The following is a 20,994-nucleotide window of genomic DNA, read 5'->3' as shown; positions in this document are numbered from 1 at the left end:
CCATTTCCGTTGCTGCCGCCCATATTCCCGCCATGGCTAAGTCTCCCGACAAGAAGTCCGCTGCGACCCGCCCCGGCTCGCGCGAGCGCAAAGGTCCACTGACAGATTTTCTGGATGCCTCGGAGCAGATGAACCCCGAAGGGTTCGGGGAGGCGCCGCAGGCCGACCTTGAGGGAACGCCGCTGTCGGGAACTATCTCCGACTGGGCGCGGCAGATCTCCGAAGAAGCGGAGAAGAAGACCAGCAAACCGCGCAAGAAAGTGCCCGAACGGTCGAGTGCACCCACGCGCTCGGCGCGCGGCACGTCGATGGGTGGCGCTGCTTCCCCGCGCGAACGTGCGGCTGCCGGTCTCAATCCCGTTGCCGGACTCGACATCGCGCTTGAGGATGCGGAGTCGATCTCCTCTTCCGGCGTGACCGCGACCGTTGCGGCGCTGACGAAGCTGATCGAGGGCGGTGACCCGAACCTGCGCAAAGAGGCGTGGGTGCCGCATCGCCCGGCTCGGCCGGTGAAGTCCGAGGGCGGCATTCGCCTGAAGATGGAGACGCCGTTCCAGCCCTCCGGCGACCAGCCGACGGCGATCCGCGATCTCGTCGAAGGCGTCAACAGCAGCGAACGGACCCAAGTCCTGCTCGGCGTTACCGGCTCAGGCAAGACCTTCACCATGGCGAAGGTGATCGAGGAGACGCAGCGCCCGGCGCTGATCCTTGCACCCAACAAGACGCTGGCGGCGCAGCTCTACGGCGAGTTCAAGAGCTTCTTCCCGAACAATGCCGTCGAGTATTTCGTCTCGTACTACGATTACTACCAGCCGGAAGCCTACGTCCCGCGCACCGATACCTACATCGAGAAGGAATCCTCGATCAACGAGCAGATCGACCGGATGCGCCACTCGGCTACGCGTTCGTTGCTTGAGCGAGACGACGTCATCATCGTTGCTTCCGTGTCGTGCATTTACGGTATCGGTTCCGTCGAAACCTATACGGCGATGACCTTCCAGATGGAGGTCGGCGACCGGCTCGACCAGCGCCAGCTGCTCGCCGACCTCGTCGCGCAACAGTACAAGCGCCAGGACATCAACTTCACGCGCGGCTCGTTCCGCGTCCGCGGCGATACGATCGAGCTGTTCCCCGCCCACCTTGAAGACCGCGCCTGGCGCATCTCGCTGTGGGGTGACGAGATCGAGGCGATCACCGAGTTCGACCCGCTCACCGGTCAGAAGACCGGCGACCTCAAGAGCGTCAAGATCTACGCGAACTCGCACTATGTGACCCCGCGGCCGACGCTGACGCAGGCGATTAAGTCGATCAAGGAAGAGCTGAAGCACCGGCTTGCCGAGCTCGAGCGGGCAGGGCGCCTGCTCGAGGCGCAGCGCCTCGAGCAGCGTACCCGCTTCGACCTGGAGATGCTCGAGGCAACCGGCTCGTGCGCCGGCATCGAAAACTATTCGCGCTACCTCACGGGGCGCGCGCCAGGCGATCCGCCGCCGACGCTGTTCGAATATGTGCCGGACAACGCCATCGTCTTCATCGACGAGAGCCACGTCACGGTCCCGCAGATCGGCGCAATGTATCGTGGCGACTTCAGGCGCAAGGCGACGCTTGCCGAATATGGCTTCCGCTTGCCGTCGTGCATGGACAACCGTCCGCTCCGCTTCGAGGAGTGGGATGCAATGCGCCCCCAGACCATCTGCGTGTCCGCAACCCCGGGGAACTGGGAGATGGAGCAGGCGGGCGGCGTGTTCGCCGAGCAGGTGATCCGCCCGACTGGCCTGATCGACCCACCGGTCGAGGTGCGCCCGGCCAAGAGCCAGGTCGACGATGTGCTCGGCGAGATCCGCGAGACGACCGCCAAGGGCTATCGCACGCTGTGCACGGTGCTCACCAAGCGCATGGCCGAAGACCTCACCGAGTACCTGCACGAGCAGGGAGTGCGCGTGCGCTACATGCACTCGGACATCGATACGCTGGAGCGCATCGAAATCCTGCGCGACCTGCGGCTTGGTGCCTTCGACGTGCTCGTCGGCATCAACCTGCTGCGCGAGGGCCTCGACATTCCGGAGTGCGGCCTCGTCGCGATCCTCGACGCGGACAAGGAAGGTTTCCTGCGTTCGGAAACGTCGCTCATCCAGACCATCGGCCGTGCTGCGCGTAACGTCGACGGCAAGGTTGTCCTTTACGCCGACCAGATCACCGGCTCGATGGAACGCGCGATGGCGGAGACAAACCGCCGCCGCGAAAAGCAACTTGCCTACAACGCCGAGCACGGCATCACGCCGGAGAGCGTCAAACGGAACATCGGCGACATCCTCGACTCGGTCTACGAGCGTGACCACGTCCGCGCGGACATTTCTGCATTCACCAAGGGCGGCAAGGACAACCTGGTCGGGAACAACCTCAAGGCACATCTCGAATATCTCGAGAAGGAAATGCGTGATGCGGCCGCCGACCTCGACTTCGAGAAAGCGGCGCGGCTGCGCGACGAGATCAAGCGCCTGCGCGAGACCGAACTGGCCATCTCCGACGATCCGCTGGCGCGCGAGGCTGACCTCGTCAGCCCCGTCACCGGCCAGCAGAAGGGCCGGCATAACAAGGGTGTCGCAAAGCACCGCACTGCCGAGGAGCAGGAACGCATCCAGCAACGCCGCGAGGCGAGGGAGGCCGAGGAGGCTGCCCGCTCGAACCTTTTCCGCAAGCCCGATCTCGACGAGATGGGTACCTCCGGCGACCACGCGGTTCCGGCGAGCCGCGGCAGCCTGTTCCGCAAGAACTCGCTCGATGAAATGACCGTCGGTCGCACGGAAAAGCCCGTGCCGGGCAAGCTGCCGGTGAAGCCCGAGGATCCAAAGCCGATCAAGCGCGAGCGTGCTGGCATTGGATCCTATGAGGACCCGGCTGACGTGCGCAAGGAAAGCCGGCGTTCACGCAAGACCGGACGTCCCGGCCGCTGATCCTGGTGCGCCCCGGCGATCTCGCTGATGGGCGCATCAAATTTTTTCATTTCCTGCTGTCGGCTCGTTCCTCCATCATTCGTCCTGTGGCGCATAAAGCCAACTGGAGGAAGTTGAATGTCCGACCAGCAGTTCCCGCCTATGCCGCCTGCCAAGAGCGGCCTTGTTCCCTATCTCGAAGTCGAAGGCGCCCTGAAGGCCGCTGAGTTCTACAAGAAGGCCTTCGGTGCCGAGCAGGCATTCGCCGTTCCCCCAGACGAAAACGGGAGGACGATGCATGTCCATCTTTACGTCAACAGTTCCTCGCTGATGCTTTCGGACGCTTACCCTGAGCATGGCCATCCGCATGAGCCGGCGGCGGGCTACACGCTGCAGCTGATCCTCAAACCCGACGAGATCGACAGCTGGTGGCAGCGGGCGGTCGATGCCGGATGCGAGGTGGTGGTGCCGCTGGACGTGATGTTCTGGGGCGACCGCTGGGGCAACCTGCGCGACCCCTTCGGCGTTTCGTGGGCGATGAACGCGCCGGTCAGCTAGGCAAATTCCTGGGAGGAAGCAGATGTATGTCGACGGTTTCGTGATCGCGGTGCCGAAAGCCAATATCGAGCGCTACAAGGAGATGGCGACACTGGGAAAGAACGTATGGATTGAACATGGCGCGCTTTCCTACGTTGAAGCCATCGCCGACGACGTTCCGTATGGCGAGATCACTTCTTTCCCCCGTGCGGTTCAGGCTAGCGAGGATGAGACCGTTGTCTTTGCGTGGATCACTTATCCGTCACGGGAGAAGCGCGATGAGATCAATGCGCAGGTGATGCAGGACCCGCGCATGAAAATGGACGACTGGAAAGGTATCTTCGACACCCAGAGAATGATTTACGGCGGCTTTGAGGTCATCGTCGGGAGCTGACGGTTAACGCAGCTCCTGTAAACCTGCTGTGACCATGTTCAGCGGCAGACGGCCGGAGCGGAATGCGGCGTAGACGCGTTCTGAAACGGCTCTTCTGCGCGCAATCTCCCGGGCTGTTATGCCGAGTTCCCAGCATACGGCGTCGATAACTGGCTGCGTCAGGGCCAGTTCATCCGGCGACAGTTTTTGGCCGAGTAAAGTTACGTTCTCCGAGTGGTGCCTGGCGGGCATCTGATCCTCCCTGGTGGAGCGATGTTCGGGCGTCGCTCGCCTTGTTATCCCCGCCACAAAATGAGTGTATCGCGGTTTTGCACATCATCAAGAAGCATTTTCAGATGCCGCTTTCGGTGTAACCCGTTGCGCCTTCCATGCCGCTTGTTAATCCTTTCGCTCACGGCTACCTCTGGTTGCCCAGCAAAAGGAGAGCATCTGCATGAATCGCAATGACGTCAAACCGGTCGGCGAGCTAACCCTGCGCACCCTCGCGATGCCGGCTGACGCGAACGCGGCCGGGGACATCTTCGGCGGCTGGGTGATGGCGCAGATGGACCTTGCCTGCGGTATCCGCGCCGCCGAGCGGGCGAAGGGCAGGGTGGTCACCGCCGCGGTGAAGGAAATGTCTTTCGCCAAGCCGATGAAGGTCGGCGACACGCTCTGCATCTACATCGACATCACCAAGGTCGGCCGCACCTCGATGACGCTTCGCGTCGAGGCCTGGGCGCAGCGCTATCTGTCGGACCTGATGGAGCGGGTGACGCATGCCGACTTCGTCATGGTTGCCGTCGACAAGGACGGCGTGCCGACGCCGGTGCCTCAGGAAGACTGATCCTCACTACGCTTCGTCGTCGAACTTCCGCCGCGCCTCATTGATGTGGCCGATGTTTTGCCGCGCCCAGTCGCCCAAGGCCTTGACCGGCTCGCGCAGGCCGCGGCCAAGTTCCGTGAGTTCATAATCGACGCGCGGCGGGATGGTCGGATAGACAGTGCGCGTCACCAACCCATCCCGCTCCAGCCCGCGCAGCGTGGTCGTCAGCATCTTCTGCGAGATGTTGCCGATCAGGCGCCGTAACTCGCTGAAACGCATCGGCCCGTCGCTCAGCAACTCGACCACGAGGACCGTCCATTTGTCGCCCACCCGGGAGAGCACGTCGCTGACGGCGCGGCAGGCGGTTTCGTCACGGTGACTCAGTGTCAACAAAGTGCCTCCTTGTCCGCTGCGTCAATAGTTTCATATCTAGTGTCGGTATCATTTAGATACCAACTTGGCGCGAGAAGGACTTTACCATGGCCAAACCCAAAATCGGAGTGATCATCGGTTCAACCCGCGAGGGGCGTTTCGGCGATAAACCTGCAGAGTGGATCGCGGATCTGGCCAGGGAGACGGGCGAGTTCGATGTCGAGATCGTGGATCTTCGCGATTTCCCGCTGCCGTTCTTCGAGGATCCGGCATCCCCGGCATGGGCTCCGTCCAAGTCGGACGTGGCGCGGGCATGGCAGCAGAAGGTTGCCAGCTTTGACGGCTACATCATGACCGCCGCCGAGTACAACCACAGCCCGAGCGGCGTTCTCAAGAACGCGCTCGACTATGCCTACAATGAGTGGAAGAACAAGCCGGTCGCCTTCGTCGGTTACGGCGGCGTTGGCGGCGCCCGCGCGGTGGAGCAGCTGCGCCTGATCGCGATCGAGCTGCAGATGGCGCCCATCCGCACCGGCGTTCATATCGTCTGGGCCGACTACGCGCAGATCGCCTCCGGGGAGAAGAAGTTCTCCGACATGCCGCACCTCGTCCAGAGCGGCAAGGACATGCTTAACCAGTTCGCCTGGTGGGTGAACGCGCTGAAGAACGCCCGCGAGGCGAGCGCCCAGCATCAGGAAGCGGCGGAATAATCGCCGCACGTGTCACCAAGAGAAAAAGGCCGGCATTGCTCCGGCCTTTTTTGTTTGTTTTCATAAAATTCGTGAAATCGCTCAAGCGACCACGCCCCGGTGCGTCTTGATGAGGCGGGTTGCGAGGATCTTGTCGATGCGTCGGCCGTCAAGGTCGACCACTTCAAAGCGCCAACCGAGCGCATCAACATACTCGCCGACTTCCGGCAGCTTGTGCATGTAGGACAGCACGAAGCCCGCCAGAGTCTCGTAGTCCCGCTTCTCAGGCAGTTCGATGTGCAGAATGTCGGCCATCTCGTCGGTCGGCAGGTAGCCGGCCAGCAGCCACGACCCGTCCGGACGTTCGACGGCTGCGGGCTCTTCCTCTTCGTCGAGGTCCGACTTGAAGACGCCGACGATCGTCTCAAGAATGTCGGCAGGCGTCACAACGCCTTCGAAATTACCATACTCGTCATGGACCAGCGCCATCGGCGTGGCGGCTTCCTTGAGCGTCGTCAGCACGTCGAGCGCGTCGGCGGTGTCGTGCACGATCGGCGCCGGGTGGATCAGTTCGGACAGTTCGAACGGCTTGCGCTCAACCAGCATCGCCAGCACCTCGCGCGCCTTCACGACGCCGACCATCTCGTCGACGCTGCCGTTGCCGACAGGCAGCAGCGAGCGAGGGGTCTCGACCAGCTTCTTGCGCAGGGTCGACTTGCTGTCGGTGAGATCGATCCAGTCGACTTCGGTACGCGGCGTCATCAGCGCCCGCACGCTGCGATCCGCAAGGCGCATGACACCCGCGATCATCTTGCGCTCGTCGCTCTCGACGACCCCGTGGCTCTCAGCCTCGGCGATCAGGTTGACGATTTCTTCGTCGGTGACAATTGAACCGCCTTCTTCATTCTGCCCCAGGAGGCGAAGGACCGTCTTGCCGGAAATGTCGAGCAGCCAGACGAGCGGCGCTGCAACGATCGACAGAAGGCGCATGCCGCCGGCAACGCGCGAGGCGACTGCCTCCGGATTGCGGAGGGCTATCTGCTTCGGAACCAGTTCGCCGATGATCAGCGAGCCATAGGTGATAAGCGCGACGACGAGACCAACGCCAAGGGTGCCGGCAACGCTGGCCGGCACGCCAACCGAAAGCATCCATTCGGACATGCGCTGACCGAGCGTTGCGCCCGAAAAGGCACCCGACAGGACGCCAACGAGGGTGATGCCGATCTGAACGGTCGACAGGAAGCGACCCGGATCGGCCGCGAGTTTGTTGGCGACGGCAGCGCCGGTATCTCCCTTCTCGGCCATCGCACTAAGGCGGGATGGACGGGAGGAGACGACGGCCAGCTCCGACATGGCCAGAAGTCCGTTGACGCAGATGAGAACTACGACGACAGCGATTTCAAGGTATAGCATTTGCGTGAGATAACATCCGTCGCAGCGTTAAGCGACAGGGATTTTGGGCGAGGCCCGCCTGTCAGCGGCAGGCGGGCGCCCGAGAGACAGGGAAGCGGCCAGACCTTCACCGAATGGATGACGCGGCAGGCGTAATTGAAAGCTCGGCGACAAGCTCCGCAGTGGCAGGCGGCTATTTGCAATAGGTGCCGCCGTTGCGCCGCTCGGCGAGATCGAAGTGGAGGTGGTCGGCGTGATCGGCGTCGCTTCCGGGCCCCAGCACCGTCTTGAACGGCCCGCAGGCCTTGTCCCGCAAGTGCTTCAGCAGCCGGGCGTGATTGGGCCTCGCCTTGCCGTAGTCACGGATCTCGTATGTGTCGCCGTCCTTCAGGACCAGCGCCGAGAGATCGAGCGCATTGCCGAACGCATGTTCAGACAGCTTCTTCGTGCCGTTGCGGGGACGGCAGACATACCCGGATGCCTGGTTGATCGCGACCAGGTCGCTGCCAAGTTCCTTCCGCACGGCCGGACGCACCGTGTCGCGGATATAGCGGGCAGCTGCCAGTGCCATCGGGCAGGAGAGCGTCGCGGCGGGGCGAATGTCCACGCCGCCGCCGAGCGAGGAAACCTCGAGCGGACTCGATACCCGGCAGCCGCCCGATCGGATGGCCGGCAAGCTTTTGAACTCGACGCCCAGCTTCCGCAATTCGGCGCGGCACTGCTGCTCCGATCCGGAGACGCCGCTGTCAGCCTTTGCTTCGGGCTTCGCGATGGCTTTCGGGCGGGGAGGTGGCGGTGACATCGTCTCCGGCAGCTCATCGCCGGAGGCGGGAAAGGCCGACAGGATGATCAATAGGGTGAACGCGCGCCGGTTGAAGATCCTCATGACTCCGGAAAGTGGCGCAGGAATCGATCGCGACCAGCGCCGGGGCGATCACATGGCATGACGGCATGTTGCGATTCTGTTTGGGCTTTATCCTGCGGCAGCGGCCGGGCCGCGCACGGCACCTGATTTCAGATGACAATTTGCCCTGAACCTGCGCAAAGACGGATCGTCAAAGCCCTTGTTCGGGAATCGTCATGTCGCTGCTCCTCTCACCCAAGGTATTACCGGTACTTCTTCTTCTCGCATCCAACGTCTTCATGACGTTTGCATGGTATGGACACCTGAAATTCAAGACGGCACCGCTTTATGCCGCCGTGATGTTCAGCTGGATGATTGCGCTGGTCGAGTACTGGCTGGCGGTGCCTGCGAACCGAATCGGCCATGGCGTGTATTCTGCCGCCGAGCTCAAGACGATCCAGGAGGTCATTACTCTGTGCGTCTTCGTAGTTTTCTCTGTCTTCTACCTGAAGGAGGCGATCACGTGGAACCATGTGCTGGGGTTTGCGCTGATTGCGGCGGGGGCGGCCGTCATCTTCCGCGCCTGACGCTTTTGTGGAAGCGGTGGGTTGGCGGCGGCGCCCCGCGAAATTGTTCGTGAAAACTCACTCAAACTTGCTATATTTAGCCCTGAACATGCGTTGAACGGTTCGTTGGCCAAGGCTGCCGAGCCGTTTTATTTTTGTCTCAACCCCGGAGAGAAAGGGGGTTGGTGGATGTGCAGGAAAGGTCGACTGAGATGAACAAGGTCCCGATGACGGTCCGCGGATTCGAGGCGCTGAAGGAAGAACTGCGCTGGCGTCAGCAGGAGGAGCGTCCTCGCATTATCGAGGCCATCTCCGAAGCCCGGGCTCATGGCGACCTGTCCGAGAATGCGGAATACCACTCCGCGAAGGAGGCGCAGAGCCTGAACGAAGGTCGCATCAACGAGCTTGAAGACCTGATCGCGCGCGCCGATGTCATCGACGTGTCGAAGCTGTCCGGCGACACCATCAAGTTCGGCGCCACGGTCGTCCTCGTCGACGAGGAGACCGAGGAAGAGAAGACCTACCAGATCGTCGGCGACCAGGAAGCCGACGTGAAGGCCGGCCGCATCTCCATTTCCTCGCCCATCGCGCGCGCGCTGATCGGCAAGAGCGTCGGCGACGAGATCGAAGTGAATGCACCCGGCGGCGCCCGCGGCTACGAGATCGTCGAGCTGCGCTGGGTCTAAACCCCGGTGACCTCCGAAAAAACGCGTGAGGCCACCCGCGTCGACCCGGCGCGGGTGCGTGTCATTGTGCCCAACTTCAAGCGGCGCCTGTCCGGCGTGACGAGCACGATCATCCAGCTCGTTCCGCTGCAGGTGAAGATGATTGGGCTTGCGGCGCTGGGGCCGGGCCTGCCTGCGCTTCTGGCCAAGCTGCGCTGGTGGCAGGTGCCGGCTCTGCTGCGCCGCCCCGTTGGCGGCGGCGTGCGTGTCTGGCACGCGCGGCGCAATGTCGAGATGATCGGCGGGCTGATCCTGCGCGACATCTTTCGCGCGCCGATGAAGATCGTCTTCACATCGGCCTCGCAGCGTCACCACAAGCGCCTGACCCGCTTCCTGATCGACCGGATGGATGCCGTCATCGCGACTAGCAACAAGACGGCGGCTTACCTGAAAGTGCCGAATACCGTGATCATGCACGGCATCGATACTGAGCGGTTCCACGTGCCCGCGAACAGGGCGGAAGCGGCGAAGGAAGTAGGGCTCGATCCGACCCGGCTCTATGCCGGCTGCTTCGGTCGTGTGCGCCACCAGAAGGGCACGGACCTCTTCGTCGACACGATGATTGCACTGTTGCCCCGTTATCCGGAATGGTCGGCGATCGTTGCAGGCCGGGCGACTGCGCAGCACCAGGAATTCGAGGATGGCCTCAAGCGCCGCGTAGCTGAAGCTGGCCTTTCCGACCGCATCCTCTTCGTCGGCGAACATACCGACATCGACCGCTGGTACCGCGCGCTGTCGCTCTATGTCGCGCCGCAGCGCTGGGAAGGTTTTGGACTGACGCCGCTGGAAGCAATGGCGAGCGGTGTGCCGGTCGTGGCAGCTGATGTCGGCGCGTTTTCCGAGCTGGTGCCTTCAGAGGCCGGCGTCATCATTCCGCCTGGGGACGGCGAGGCGATGGTCCGAGAAGTCGAGCGCTACCTGGCCGACAACGAGCTGCGAGAGCGGCAGGGCGTCGCCGCGCGGGCGCATGTCGAACGGGATTTCCAGCTGATCGGCGAAGCGAAGAAGCTCATCGCCATCTATGAAGGGTTGATGGGGCAGGGGCGCTAGGCGCCGGTCCCGTCAGCCGATTGCGACCGCGCCTTCGTCCTTGACCGGCCTGATGGTCAGCGCGGTACGCACGGTGCCGACATTCGGCGCCGAGGTAAGTTCCTCGATCACGAAGTTCTGGAACGTCGCGAGATCGCTGGCCACGCAGTACAGCATGAAGTCGGATTCGCCCGATACCATCCAGGCCTGCCGTACGATCGGCCAGGCGCGGGTGAGCTCAGCGAATTTCTTCAGTTCGGTTTCGGACTGATTGTTGAGGCCGATGGAGCAGAAGGCTACGACATCGAACCCGAGCTGCGACGTGTCGAGGATGGCGCGGTAGCGGCGTATGATGCCGGCGTCTTCCAGTCGCTTTACCCGTCGAAGGCATGGCGGCGCCGATATCCCCACCCGGCGCGACAGTTCGACATTTGTCATCCGGCCGTCTTCCTGAAGCTCTTTCAGGATTTTCCAGTCGATGTTGTCGAGGTCGGCCTTGATGGGCATGTCGTGTTCCGAGGTGGCTGAGGGGTGTGCAGACGAGTGAGGTTGACGCTAGCCAGAATCGCCGCACGCCTTGGGGATTTGAAGGCATTGTGCACCGCCGCTGGCAGACAGGCAAACCTATCCCCAGAGATTGCGGCACGCAACAAATCGCCGCCTTGCAAGCAGTGCATACCAACACCTAGATTAGGCATCATCCAGCATACCAATTTGTAGCCGCGCCGAGCATGCGAAGGCGGGGAGTAGGGTAACGACATGACCGCGACACACGCGCCCGTTCTGATCATCGGTTCCGGCCCGGCCGGCTATACAGCCGCCATTTATGCAGCACGCGCAATGCTCGAGCCGGTGCTGATCGCAGGGCTGCAGCAGGGCGGCCAGCTCACCATCACCACCGACGTCGAGAACTATCCGGGTTTTGCCGAGCCGATCCAGGGCCCCTGGCTCATGGAGCAGATGCGCGCGCAGGCCGAGCATGTCGGCGCCAAGATCGTTTCCGACCTCGTCACCGACGTGAACCTCGACGTGCGGCCGTTCGTCGTTTCGACCGATTCCGGCACGACCTACACTTGCGACGCGCTGATCATTGCCACCGGAGCGCAGGCGAAGTGGCTGGGCCTGCCGTCTGAGCAGACCTTCATGGGCTTCGGCGTCTCGGCCTGCGCGACCTGCGACGGCTTCTTCTATCGCGGCAAGGATGTGGTCGTCGTCGGCGGCGGCAACACGGCCGTCGAGGAGGCGCTGTACCTTGCCAACATCGCAAAGAGCGTCACCGTCGTGCACCGCCGCAACGAGTTCCGCGCCGAGCGGATCCTGCGCGAGCGCCTGGCGATGAAGGAAAACGTCAAGGTCATCTGGGACCACGAGGTCGACGAGATCCTCGGAGAGGTGCGTAAGGCGCCGCTGCCGCCGTCAGTCACGGGGCTCAGGTTGCGCAACGTTCAGACCGGCGAACTCACCGAGATGTCCACCGATGGCCTGTTCGTGGCGATCGGCCATGCACCGGCAGTCGAACTCTTCAAGGGCAAGCTGAAGCTGAAGCCGAACGGCTATCTCTGGACCGCGCCGGACTCCACGGCAACGGATGTCCCTGGCGTCTTTGCGGCGGGCGACGTGACGGATGACGTGTACCGTCAGGCGATCACGGCGGCGGGCATGGGCTGCATGGCAGCACTCGAGGCCGAACGCTATGTCGCTGAACTCGAAATGCACCGCGAGGCTGCAGAGTAAGCCTCAGAGGGTTTTGGAAGGGGACAGCGGATATGGCACTCGACTGGGACAAGCTGCGCGTATTCCACGCGGCCGCCGAAGCCGGGTCATTCACACATGCTGCCGAGGCACTGCGCCTGTCGCAGTCCGCGATCTCGCGCCAGGTTAGCGCGCTGGAGCAGGATGTCGGCGTTCCGCTGTTCCACCGCCATGCGCGTGGTCTCGTCCTGACCGAGCAGGGCGAGATCCTCTACCAGACGGCGCATGAAGTGCTAATGAAGCTGGAAACCGTCAGGATGCGCCTGACGGAGGCCAAGGACCGACCGTCCGGCCCGCTGCGCGTGACCACGACTGTGGGCCTCGGTTCGGGGTGGCTTACCGAGCGCGTTCAGGAGTTCCTCGACCTCTATCCCGAGATTCAGCTGCAGCTAATTCTTGCCAACGAGGAACTCGATCTGACCATGCGCCAGGCCGACTGCGCCATTCGCCTGCGTCAGCCGCAGCAGCCGGACCTGATCCAGCGCAAGCTGTTCACCGTGCACTTCCACGTCTACGCGGCGCCCTCGTACGTCAATAAGTTCGGCAAGCCGCGTTCGATGGAGGAGCTCGATCAGCACCGAATCGTTACCTTCGGCGAGCCGGTGCCGACTCACCTGGCAGACATGAACTGGCTGGAGACCGCTGGCCTGCCTGAAGGGCAGAAGCGAACGGCGGCGCTGCAGATCAACAACATCATGTCGCTGAAGATCGCGGTTCAGCGCGGTGCGGGCGTTGCCATCCTGCCGGACTACATGGTCGACAAGGATTCGGGCCTGCTGCAGCTGATGCCGGAGACGGAGGTGCCGTCGTTCGACACCTACTTCTGCTACCCCGACGCGATGAAGAATCAGGTGAAACTGCATGTCTTCCGCGATTTCCTGCTCGCGAAGGCGCGTAGCTGGAATTTCTGAGACGTCCTTGGACGTTTTGCTGCGAAACCGGGCATCTTTCGGAAAAAGCCTGCCGCGACGGCAGGCTTTTTTGTTCCAGGTCAGCTATGCTGCATCCGCATAGGTGCATTGCGAAAGAGATTGCTTGCAATTTGAGCAGGAAGCGCCCATATCAACGCCATCTCCCGGGCGCGTTCCTCCTCCCATTAGCGCCCGCGAGTGTTCCCCTCTGGAGGTTTAGCCTAACGGCACTTCCAATAACTCAGCCGGGTCTTTCCAGATCCGGCTTTTTTTCTGTCTTAAATCAGCCTGTTGGAGCCTGCGGCTAGGCAGCAACCTTCTTTGCCTGGCTTTGAATCACCTCGTCTGCCAATCTCCCGGTCAGTTCAGCAAGGTGATCAAATTTTGCGCAGTATGACGCCGCGCCAAAGGTCGCCGAGCGCAGCTCAATGATGAGGTCGCCGATTTCCGACTGCGGGATCGTCGCCTCGACGATGTCCCAGCCTTCCCACCCAGGCCGTGCGTCGTAGCCAAGAATCTGCCCGCGCCGCTGCGGGACGATGCCGGTGATCTTCGCGGTAGCTTCCGACGGGGTGTAGATCTCGACCTTCAGGATCGGCTCCAGAAGGACCGGCGAGCAGTTTGCCATGCCCTCGCGCATCGCGAGCCGCGCCGCTTGCTGGAATGCCATGTCCGACGAGTCGACGGTATGGTAGGAGCCGTCTGCGAGGTTGACCGCGATGTCGACGACCGGAAAGCCAAGCGGTCCGCATTTGAGGTAGTCGCGAATGCCGGCCTCTACTGAGGGAATGTATTGCTTGGGCACCACGCCGCCGGTGATCGTGTCGGTGAACTCGAAACCCGAGCCACGTGGTAGCGGCTTGATGTCGAGGAGGACGTCGCCGAACTGGCCATGCCCGCCTGACTGCTTCTTGTGGCGGCCGCGTTGAGTCGTGCCCGTGCGGATCGTCTCGCGGTAGGGGATGCGCGGCGGCTGGGTGTCGACCGCGATCTGATATTTTCCTTCGAGCCGCTCGACCGTGACGCGCAGGTGCATCTCGCCGTGGCCGGAGACGATGGTCTCGCTGCTGTCCTGGTTCTGCTCGAGGGTGAGTGACGGGTCTTCCTGAAGCATGCGCTGCAGGGCTGCAGTCAGGCGCACGTCGTCCTTGCGCTCCTTAGGCCGCATGGCGAGCGCATAGACCGGTGCGGGAATGTCCAGCGTCACAAGCTGCGGCACGTTCTTGTCGAGCGACAGCGTGTCGCCGGTGGCGATTTCGTCGAGCTTGCCGAACGCAACCGTCTCGCCTTCCTCGGCAGCGGCGAGCTTCTTCTGTTCCTTGCCGAGGAGGCGATAGATGCCGGAGATCTTGCCGCTCGTGCTGCGCGAGGAATAGACCTCCGCGCCGTCAGGAAAGCGGCCGGCGAGCACGCGGGCGATCGACAGCTTGCCGCCATGCGGCGTGTGGCAGGTCTTGAGCACTTGGACGGCCGGCTTGCCGGCCTCGAGGCCGAGCCTTTCGCGTGTGGCGGTCACGTCCGGTGCGTCGTGCCGTATTGCCTTGAGCAGGCGCAGGACGCCGTTTCCCTTTTCCGCGCTGCCGATCAGCACCGGGGTGATGACGCCTTCCCGAAGGTCAGCGGACAGGTCATCAAAGATGGCATCCTTCGGGGGCTCGATCTCATCGAGCAGCTGCTCCATCAGCGCGTCGTCATGGTCGGCAAGCCGTTCGAGCATCGAGAAGCGTGCCTCGACCTCGCGCGCCTTCTCGTCGTCGGGAATGGAAGCGATCTCGCTCGGCGCGTATTCGCGGTAGATGTAAGCGCGCTCCAGGGCGAGGTCGATCGAGCCGATGATGACGCCTTCCTTGCGCAGCGGGATCTGGCGCAGCAAGAGCGGCGTCGAGCTGATCGGCTGCAGCAGTTTGAGGAGGTCGCGCACCCCGACCGTTGCCTTGTCGATCTTGTTGAGGAACAGCATGCGCGGGACGCCCATGTCGTCCAGCTGGCGCATGATCAGCTGCAGCGCGGGGATCTTCTTCTCGTCGGGCTCGGCGACGACGACCGCGAGGTCGCAGCCGGCGAGAATGGGCTGGGACTCAAAGGAAAATTCGATAGAGCCCGGGCAATCGACGAATGTGATGCTTTCGCCCATGAACTCGGTGGTGGCGACGGTCGCCTCCACGCTCATCATGTGACCGCGGGCCTCGGGTGAATTGTCTCCGACCGTGCTGCCGGAGCCGATCGGGTTCTGGCGGGGAATAATCCCCGTTCGCGCCAGTAGAGCTTCAAGAAGCGTTGTCTTGCCGCTGCTGAAGGGCCCGACAATGGCTATGCATTTGGGGCCCTTGCAACGTTCTCCGGCTCTGGTGCCCATGATGACCAACCTCCATCCCACTTGTTCCTCATGAGCGGCGGCCGGTCTTCGACCGTCGCGTGGCAGCGACGGCGCGGCGGCCGTGGCTGGCCATTACGCATGCAAACACGAGTAGGGAGGGAGAGCAAGGGCGTTCCGGATCTGGCCGGACGCGAGGAGGAGAGGCACGCAGCCCGAAGGCCGCGTGCCGGAAGTTCTTAGCGCAGCGAAGCGGTGAAGCGCTGGATACGCGAGCAGGCGTCCTCAAGGATCGACTCCGAGGTCGCGTAGGAGATGCGGAAGTTCGGGCCAAGGCCGAAGGCCGTGCCGTGAACAACTGCAACGCCCTCAGCCTCGAGCAGCTCGAGCGCGAAATCCTCGTCGGTCTCGATGACCTTGCCCGAAGGCGCGGTCTTGCCGAGCAGGCCGGCAACCGACGGGTAGACGTAGAACGCGCCTTCCGGCGTCGGGCAGGTAATGCCGTTGGCCTGGTTGAGCATGCTGACGACGAGGTCGCGGCGGCCCTGGAAGATCGCCTTATTCTTCGCGATGAAGTCCTGCGGACCGTTCAGCGCCTCGACCGAAGCCCACTGGGCGATCGAGCAGGCGCCAGAGGTCTGCTGGCCCTGGATCATGTCCATTGCCTTGATGAGCTGGACCGGGCCTGCGGCGTAGCCGATACGCCAGCCGGTCATCGCATAGGCCTTGGACACGCCGTTCATGGTCAGCGTGCGCTCATAGAGGTTCGGCTCGACCTCGGCGATCGTCTTGAAGACGAAGTCGCCATAGGTCAGGTGCTCGTACATGTCGTCGGTGAGGATCCAGACATGCGGGTGCTTGAGCAGGACGTCGGCGATCTCGCGCAGCTCAGCCTCGGTGTAGGCAGCGCCCGACGGGTTCGACGGCGAGTTCATGACCAGCCACTTGGTCTTCGGCGTGATCACCTTCTCGAGCGCCGCGCCGGTCAGCTTGAAGCCGTTGTCGATCGAGGTCTCGGCGAAAACCGAAGTGCCGCCGCAGATTGCGACCATCTCGGGGTAGCTGACCCAGTACGGACGCGGGATGATGACCTCATCGCCCGGGTTCAGCGTCGCCATGAAGGCGTTGAACAGGATCTGCTTGCCGCCGGTGCCGACGATGGTCTGCTCCGGCTTGTAGTCGAGATTGTTCTCGCGCTTGAACTTGACGGCGATCGCCTCGCGCAGCGGCTGGATGCCGGAGACCGGAGTGTACTTGGTCTCGCCACGGCGGATCGCTTCGATCGCGGCGTTCTTGATGTTGTCCGGGGTGTCGAAGTCAGGCTCGCCGGCAGCCAGGGAGATCACGTCCCGGCCTTTCGCCTTCAGGTCCCGCGCTTTCTGCGTGAACGCGATGGTCGCGGACGGCTTAACGCGTGAGAGAATATCGGCGAGGAAGGCCATGAGACAAATCTCCAATGGGGTAAAGAACGCCGCTTCCATGCGGCGCCTGCTTCATGTCCGATCCCGGTGAAAATCTCAAGTGAAATGCAGTCCCAGATGCGCCGATGGCAGGTTGTTTAACCAAATGCTAAGCTAACCGCGGCATCGTCCGGCAGGAACGTCGCGGCGGGGCGGCATGGAGTAGGGTGCTTGTCGCGCAGCACGATATTCGCAAACATCAAACGCCATGACACTGGTGTAGCAACCGGGTCGTGGGCGGATTTTGAGTTGCAGACGGCGTTCCAGCCAATCTTTGCCTTTCACGACCAGAAGCTGGTGATGAAAGCCTTCGAGGGCCTTGTTCGTCCCTTTCGTGACGACGAGGAGATTTCCCCCATGCAGTTCTTTGCGCTCATCCCGCCGCAGGAGCGGCTGGCGATCGAGGCGCTGACGCGAACCATCCACCTGCTCAACGCCGGGCGGTTCCTGGATCCTGCCACCCTCATCTTCGTCAATTTCGACCCGTCGGTGTTCAGCGATCGCCGCGTCATCGCGTCTCTGCTCCGCGGGATGCGGCTGGTGCTGCACGAGGCGGGGATCGAGCCCGCCCGCGTCGTCTGCGAGGTGACGGAAAAGAAGGCGACATCGAAGCTAGCGCTCGCCACCTTCGTGTCCGCGATGCGCGACGACGGCTTCACGATCGCCGTCGACGACTATGGCGCGGAAGAGTCTGACCTTGCCCGCGTGCGCGCGCTCAAGCCGGATATCGTCAAGTTCGACGCGCAGTGGATCATGCGGCTGATGGACACGCCGCACGGCGTCGCGCTGCTTGCCGCGATGGTCGAGGAGTTTGCCTCGAGCGGCATCAGGATCGTTTTCGAGGGCATCGAGGAGCCCTGGCAGCTCGAGATCGCCGAGCAGTCCGGCGCCCACATGGTTCAGGGCTATGCACTGGCGCGGCCGGAGCTCGCGCCGTCAAGCTTTGCCATGGCGCTCGGCCGCCCGGTTCTTCCGCCGGGCTCGGTGCCGGCAGACGCAGCCGGCGCACGCAGGTCCGCTGCCCGCACGCAATCAGTTTCGAAAATATTTGGCAGACGTCCACAACCATGAATTTGAGAAAAAGAATCGAAGACGCGATCTCGCTGGACGAGATTGGCATTGCCTCCGCACGCTGCGGCAGCGTCATCCTGCACAGCGCGTTCCAGATGATTTACGCGAAGGATGGTGACACGCTGCGCGCCGTCACCACGCAGGGTTTCGTGCGGCCGCATTTTCGTGGCCGCGAGCTCGACGCCGGCACGTTCTTTAGCGGGCTTTCGCAGCGCGAGCGCTGCTTTGCCGAGCAGTTGGCAATTGCGCTGCATCTCTACAATCACCCGCATGTCGAGGTGACCGGCCTCGACCATTTTGTCGCGCTGGGCGCTGCCGCTTGCGCCGACGCCACGACACCGGACTTCTTCGCCGACCAGCTCGGCGAGGTCGCGGGCCTGTCGTTCGAGGAAGTTCGCATCGTTCTCGGCGTGACCGAACCTGCCGACCACCGCGAGAAGTCAGTGGTGACCAAGTTTCGCGACCAAGGCTACAGCCTCGCCATCGGCCCGGCCAAGGGCGAGCAGCCGCCGCTGGACGCGCTCAAGCATTTCAGCCCGGCGATCGCGCGGATCGATGGCCGCTGGTTCCAACGCATTGCGGGCGACGAAGGGGCGCTTCGCCTTCTCTCTCACCTCGTCAGCGATCTGCAGTCCAGGGGAACGGCGGTCATGATCGACATGATCGAGACGGCGGACCAATTGTTCGCCGCCGTCTCGCTTGGCGCGGACTATTTCCAGGGTTTTCTCCTGTCGCGCCCGCAGCTCGCCGGCATGCCGGTGACGGATGAGGCCGAGCTACCCCTCGACAAGTTCCGCGAGAAGAGCGCGGACATCATTCCCCTGTTTCGAGGCGGATGAGGATCCGCCGCTGACGGACTAGGCGGCGCGCCACCACTGCGTCGGCATCGGCGCAGGCGGTGCCGCGAGTGCCACGACCACCTCGTTCAGCATGTCGATGTCGACGTAAAAGTGCCGCGACAACTCGACGGCGATCTCGTCTCTTTCGTACCCGCGCTCCATCAGGAATCGGGCTGCAACTGCGAGATCGTCGGGCTCCGTCAGCCGGCGTTTCAGGCTTTCCTCTGTAAACGGAGGCATGTTCGACTTCCCCCTGCGTTCAACTTATGTGTCGTTGTTACGAGACGCGTGAACACGGACCGGGCACTCGAAAGGCGTTTTCAGGCTGGCGTTATCTTCGACTCAGCTCGTTCAGTATGAGCGGATTCGCGCGCGAGACAAGAATTGCGCAGCGCGAGCCAAGCTTCGTGCAAGCTTCGAAACGTGTTGTCTTCACAATAACTTCGCGTTTTCGCCGCATTTGAGCTGCGTGTCCGCGGGACCCCGCAACCCTTTTCGGAGAAAATACTTTTCCGCGACTGGCGCCCGACTCTGATTCACCCACTGCCACGAAATCGCCCTGATGCTGAAGTCTCCCGCGCTGGGGCGAGCGTGGACCCGCGCGGGTTGCAGCCCCGGATTTGCTCCTGTACTTCATCGTCCAGAGGGACTGCTGATTGACCATGAAGAGGGCCATGCCTCGTTTCCTTCCCGAAGTCGCGATTTGCGCGCTGCTCTCGACCGGCCTGCTTTCGGCCTGCTCCACCTCGGGCGGCCTTGACGCCATCGCACCGACGACTGCCTCGGTGATCGAGGAGGGGGATCCGATACTGCCGGATGCGGTTGCGCTGGTGCCGACGGCGACCGGTCAGGACGTCGATGAAGCCGCTGCGGCGCTCGCCGCCGCGACGGCGGCCGACGCTGCCAAGCCCGTAGCCGCCGGGCCTCAGAAGGGGCTTGATCCCACCATCGTTGCGTCCGCCTATGTCGGCCCGACCGTCGAGAACGCCGCAGCAGCAGCCATCCGCACCAACAATGTCCGCGCGCGCAGCCCGGAGCTCGATGCCCTCATCGAGCGCTACGCCGCTCATCACGAAATTCCGGTCGAGTTGCTGCGCCGCGTCGTCAAGCGCGAGAGCACCTTCAATCCGGCTGCCCGCAACGGGCCGTACTGGGGCCTGATGCAGATCCTGCCGGCCACGGCCCGCGCGATGGGCTACAGCGGCTCGCCTGACGGGCTGCTCGATGCCGAGACCAACCTGAAATACGCGGGCAAGTATCTGCGCGGCGCCTATCTGGTCGCCGGCGGCGACCATGACCTCGCGGTCCGCTACTACTCGCGCGGCTACTACTACGACGCCAAGCGCAAGGGCATGCTCGGCATCACCGGCCTCGGGGTCGACCGCAGCCGGATGCCGAAGCCGCAGCCCAAGCCACAGGCCCAGACCCAGGCAGACGCCCGAGCGCAGATCCAGTAGGGCTGCTTCTGAATTTTTTCACCTTTTTCATTGGCCGCCGGGCAGCGGTTACCCGTCCTTAATGGACGGGTCCTAGCTTGCCCGGGCCATGACCAATGAATCTTCCAAGCCAGCATCCGCCAAAAAGTCCGAGTCCAAGCCGGTCCGCTCCGGCAATAAGGTCGCGCTGTTCGCGATCCTGCCGGTGATCGCGCTCGTTGGCGGCGGTTATGCAAGCTGGATGTATTACCAGAGCGCGGCGAACGCGGCCCATCATGACCGGCCGGACCCGATCGCCGTCTCGACCGTGCCGACCGAACTGGCGGCCGAGACGTCGTTCACCCACGCCTATGCGCTGTCGCAGATCATCGCCAACCAGTGCGGCCGCATGGACATCCGCGCGCTGAAGGAGGCGAGCGACGCCGAGGCGCGCAGCGACGGCGTGCTGGTCAACATGTCCTGGACCAAGGCCGCCCGCCGTGTCTTCGTGCTCGACGAGCGCCAGTGCCGCCTGTTCCTGCGCGAAATCCGCGCCGCCAACACCAAGGCGGTCGAGCAGCTCAAGGAAAAGAAAAAGACGAGCTGAGGCGTCTGCGTCCCGGCCTGCCTTCTTGGCGTAGATCCCGATACCCGCACACGCCTGTTCTCCGTATCGAGCCTCAGGTTCCGGTCGGTGGTGCGTGATGAAGCGTTCAGGCATGGATCCTTGGGTCGCACTCCGCTTCGCTCCGTTTGCCCAAGGATGACGAGGAGGAAAGGGCGGCTTTGGCATGCTGGGCCACTGAATTGTGTTTGCCAACTCAGCGACGACCAAAGGAAGGAACGTAAACATTCCCATCTTCGTCACCCTCGGGCTCGACCCGAGGGTCCATGCCGGTGGCCTGACCCCATAGGGTGGTCCGGTTTCAATCTTAGTTCATGATCGGCC

The 20,994-nt window shown here is 62.9% G+C and carries 22 protein-coding genes; 14 read left to right on the top strand and 8 right to left on the bottom strand.

The window, feature by feature from the left end:
* The first annotated feature begins 32 nt into the window (after window positions 1–32).
* The 3 genes from uvrB (at window position 33) to L610_RS08520 (ending at window position 3,861) form a co-directional block, all read left to right on the top strand.
* Window positions 33–2,951, top strand: a complete 2,919-nt coding sequence (gene uvrB, locus L610_RS08530) for an excinuclease ABC subunit UvrB (RefSeq protein WP_144704308.1) — start codon at window positions 33–35, stop codon at window positions 2,949–2,951.
* Window positions 2,952–3,068: 117 nt separating this feature from the next.
* A complete protein-coding gene (locus L610_RS08525) occupies window positions 3,069–3,488 on the top strand; it encodes a glyoxalase/bleomycin resistance/extradiol dioxygenase family protein (protein WP_144704303.1) in 420 nt (139 codons plus the stop codon).
* Between the two features lie 22 nt (window positions 3,489–3,510).
* Window positions 3,511–3,861, top strand: coding sequence for a DUF1428 domain-containing protein (locus L610_RS08520; RefSeq protein ID WP_024849021.1), 351 nt, complete (start codon window positions 3,511–3,513; stop codon window positions 3,859–3,861).
* A gap of 3 nt (window positions 3,862–3,864) precedes the next feature.
* Here the strand turns inward: L610_RS08520 and L610_RS08515 are convergent, their stop codons facing one another.
* Window positions 3,865–4,092 carry a hypothetical protein gene (locus L610_RS08515; RefSeq protein WP_024849022.1) on the bottom strand — a complete coding sequence of 76 codons (228 nt, stop codon included), beginning with the start codon at window positions 4,090–4,092 and terminating at the stop codon, window positions 3,865–3,867.
* Between the two features lie 202 nt (window positions 4,093–4,294).
* On the opposite strand from L610_RS08515, the gene L610_RS08510 reads away from it, so the two are divergent.
* Complete coding sequence (locus L610_RS08510; protein WP_144704299.1) at window positions 4,295–4,687, top strand: acyl-CoA thioesterase; 393 nt, start codon at window positions 4,295–4,297, stop codon at window positions 4,685–4,687.
* A 6-nt stretch (window positions 4,688–4,693) separates the two neighbouring features.
* On the opposite strand, the gene L610_RS08505 is transcribed toward L610_RS08510, so the two are convergent.
* Window positions 4,694–5,056: a helix-turn-helix domain-containing protein gene (locus L610_RS08505; protein ID WP_024849024.1), complete on the bottom strand. Its 363-nt coding sequence runs from the start codon at window positions 5,054–5,056 to the stop codon at window positions 4,694–4,696.
* A gap of 89 nt (window positions 5,057–5,145) precedes the next feature.
* Here L610_RS08505 and L610_RS08500 point away from each other — a divergent pair, with 89 nt between their 5' ends.
* Complete coding sequence (locus L610_RS08500) at window positions 5,146–5,748, top strand: NADPH-dependent FMN reductase (protein ID WP_144704296.1); 603 nt, start codon at window positions 5,146–5,148, stop codon at window positions 5,746–5,748.
* An 81-nt stretch (window positions 5,749–5,829) separates the two neighbouring features.
* Here the strand turns inward: L610_RS08500 and L610_RS08495 are convergent, their stop codons facing one another.
* Window positions 5,830–7,140, bottom strand: a complete 1,311-nt coding sequence (locus tag L610_RS08495) for a hemolysin family protein (protein ID WP_144704294.1) — start codon at window positions 7,138–7,140, stop codon at window positions 5,830–5,832.
* 172 nt (window positions 7,141–7,312) lie between these two features.
* Window positions 7,313–8,005 carry an extensin family protein gene (locus L610_RS08490; protein ID WP_144704291.1) on the bottom strand — a complete coding sequence of 231 codons (693 nt, stop codon included), beginning with the start codon at window positions 8,003–8,005 and terminating at the stop codon, window positions 7,313–7,315.
* Window positions 8,006–8,199: 194 nt separating this feature from the next.
* Here L610_RS08490 and L610_RS08485 point away from each other — a divergent pair, with 194 nt between their 5' ends.
* The 3 genes from L610_RS08485 (at window position 8,200) to L610_RS08475 (ending at window position 10,304) form a co-directional block, all read left to right on the top strand.
* Window positions 8,200–8,550, top strand: a complete 351-nt coding sequence (locus L610_RS08485; RefSeq protein ID WP_024849028.1) for a DMT family protein — start codon at window positions 8,200–8,202, stop codon at window positions 8,548–8,550.
* 191 nt (window positions 8,551–8,741) lie between these two features.
* Complete coding sequence (greA, locus tag L610_RS08480; protein ID WP_144704288.1) at window positions 8,742–9,215, top strand: transcription elongation factor GreA; 474 nt, start codon at window positions 8,742–8,744, stop codon at window positions 9,213–9,215.
* 6 nt (window positions 9,216–9,221) lie between these two features.
* Entirely contained in the window at window positions 9,222–10,304 is a 1,083-nt protein-coding gene (locus L610_RS08475) for a glycosyltransferase family 4 protein (protein WP_246658968.1), read from the top strand.
* 12 nt (window positions 10,305–10,316) lie between these two features.
* On the opposite strand, the gene L610_RS08470 is transcribed toward L610_RS08475, so the two are convergent.
* The gene (locus L610_RS08470; RefSeq protein WP_024849031.1) at window positions 10,317–10,790 is read right to left on the bottom strand and encodes an Lrp/AsnC family transcriptional regulator; all 474 of its coding nucleotides are present in this window, start codon (window positions 10,788–10,790) and stop codon (window positions 10,317–10,319) included.
* Window positions 10,791–11,042: 252 nt separating this feature from the next.
* Here L610_RS08470 and trxB point away from each other — a divergent pair, with 252 nt between their 5' ends.
* Both trxB and L610_RS08460 read left to right on the top strand, forming a co-directional pair.
* Window positions 11,043–12,017, top strand: a complete 975-nt coding sequence (gene trxB, locus L610_RS08465; protein ID WP_024849032.1) for a thioredoxin-disulfide reductase — start codon at window positions 11,043–11,045, stop codon at window positions 12,015–12,017.
* A 32-nt stretch (window positions 12,018–12,049) separates the two neighbouring features.
* Window positions 12,050–12,946 carry a LysR family transcriptional regulator gene (locus L610_RS08460; RefSeq protein WP_024849033.1) on the top strand — a complete coding sequence of 299 codons (897 nt, stop codon included), beginning with the start codon at window positions 12,050–12,052 and terminating at the stop codon, window positions 12,944–12,946.
* 304 nt (window positions 12,947–13,250) lie between these two features.
* Here L610_RS08460 and L610_RS08455 read toward each other — a convergent pair whose 3' ends face one another.
* Window positions 13,251–15,302: an elongation factor G gene (locus tag L610_RS08455; protein WP_144704285.1), complete on the bottom strand. Its 2,052-nt coding sequence runs from the start codon at window positions 15,300–15,302 to the stop codon at window positions 13,251–13,253.
* A 197-nt stretch (window positions 15,303–15,499) separates the two neighbouring features.
* A complete protein-coding gene (locus tag L610_RS08450) occupies window positions 15,500–16,702 on the bottom strand; it encodes a pyridoxal phosphate-dependent aminotransferase (protein ID WP_024849035.1) in 1,203 nt (400 codons plus the stop codon).
* Between the two features lie 267 nt (window positions 16,703–16,969).
* Between L610_RS08450 and L610_RS08445 the strand changes: the two genes are divergently transcribed.
* The gene (locus L610_RS08445; RefSeq protein ID WP_371712975.1) at window positions 16,970–17,791 is read left to right on the top strand and encodes an EAL domain-containing protein; all 822 of its coding nucleotides are present in this window, start codon (window positions 16,970–16,972) and stop codon (window positions 17,789–17,791) included.
* Window positions 17,792–17,793: 2 nt separating this feature from the next.
* A complete protein-coding gene (locus tag L610_RS08440) occupies window positions 17,794–18,630 on the top strand; it encodes an EAL domain-containing protein (RefSeq protein ID WP_186441400.1) in 837 nt (278 codons plus the stop codon).
* An 18-nt stretch (window positions 18,631–18,648) separates the two neighbouring features.
* On the opposite strand, the gene L610_RS08435 is transcribed toward L610_RS08440, so the two are convergent.
* Window positions 18,649–18,870: a hypothetical protein gene (locus L610_RS08435; protein ID WP_144704276.1), complete on the bottom strand. Its 222-nt coding sequence runs from the start codon at window positions 18,868–18,870 to the stop codon at window positions 18,649–18,651.
* A gap of 434 nt (window positions 18,871–19,304) precedes the next feature.
* Here L610_RS08435 and L610_RS08430 point away from each other — a divergent pair, with 434 nt between their 5' ends.
* On the top strand, window positions 19,305–20,087 hold the full coding sequence (locus tag L610_RS08430; protein ID WP_144704273.1) for a lytic transglycosylase domain-containing protein: 783 nt from the start codon (window positions 19,305–19,307) through the stop codon (window positions 20,085–20,087).
* Window positions 20,088–20,175: 88 nt separating this feature from the next.
* Window positions 20,176–20,652, top strand: a complete 477-nt coding sequence (locus L610_RS08425) for a hypothetical protein (RefSeq protein WP_144704270.1) — start codon at window positions 20,176–20,178, stop codon at window positions 20,650–20,652.
* The last annotated feature ends 342 nt before the right edge of the window (window positions 20,653–20,994 follow it).

Origin of the sequence: Aminobacter sp. J44, assembly GCF_007829415.1 — a bacterium.
Lineage (GTDB): Bacteria > Pseudomonadota > Alphaproteobacteria > Rhizobiales > Rhizobiaceae > Aerobium.
This window is presented reverse-complemented; position numbering and strand designations above follow the sequence as displayed.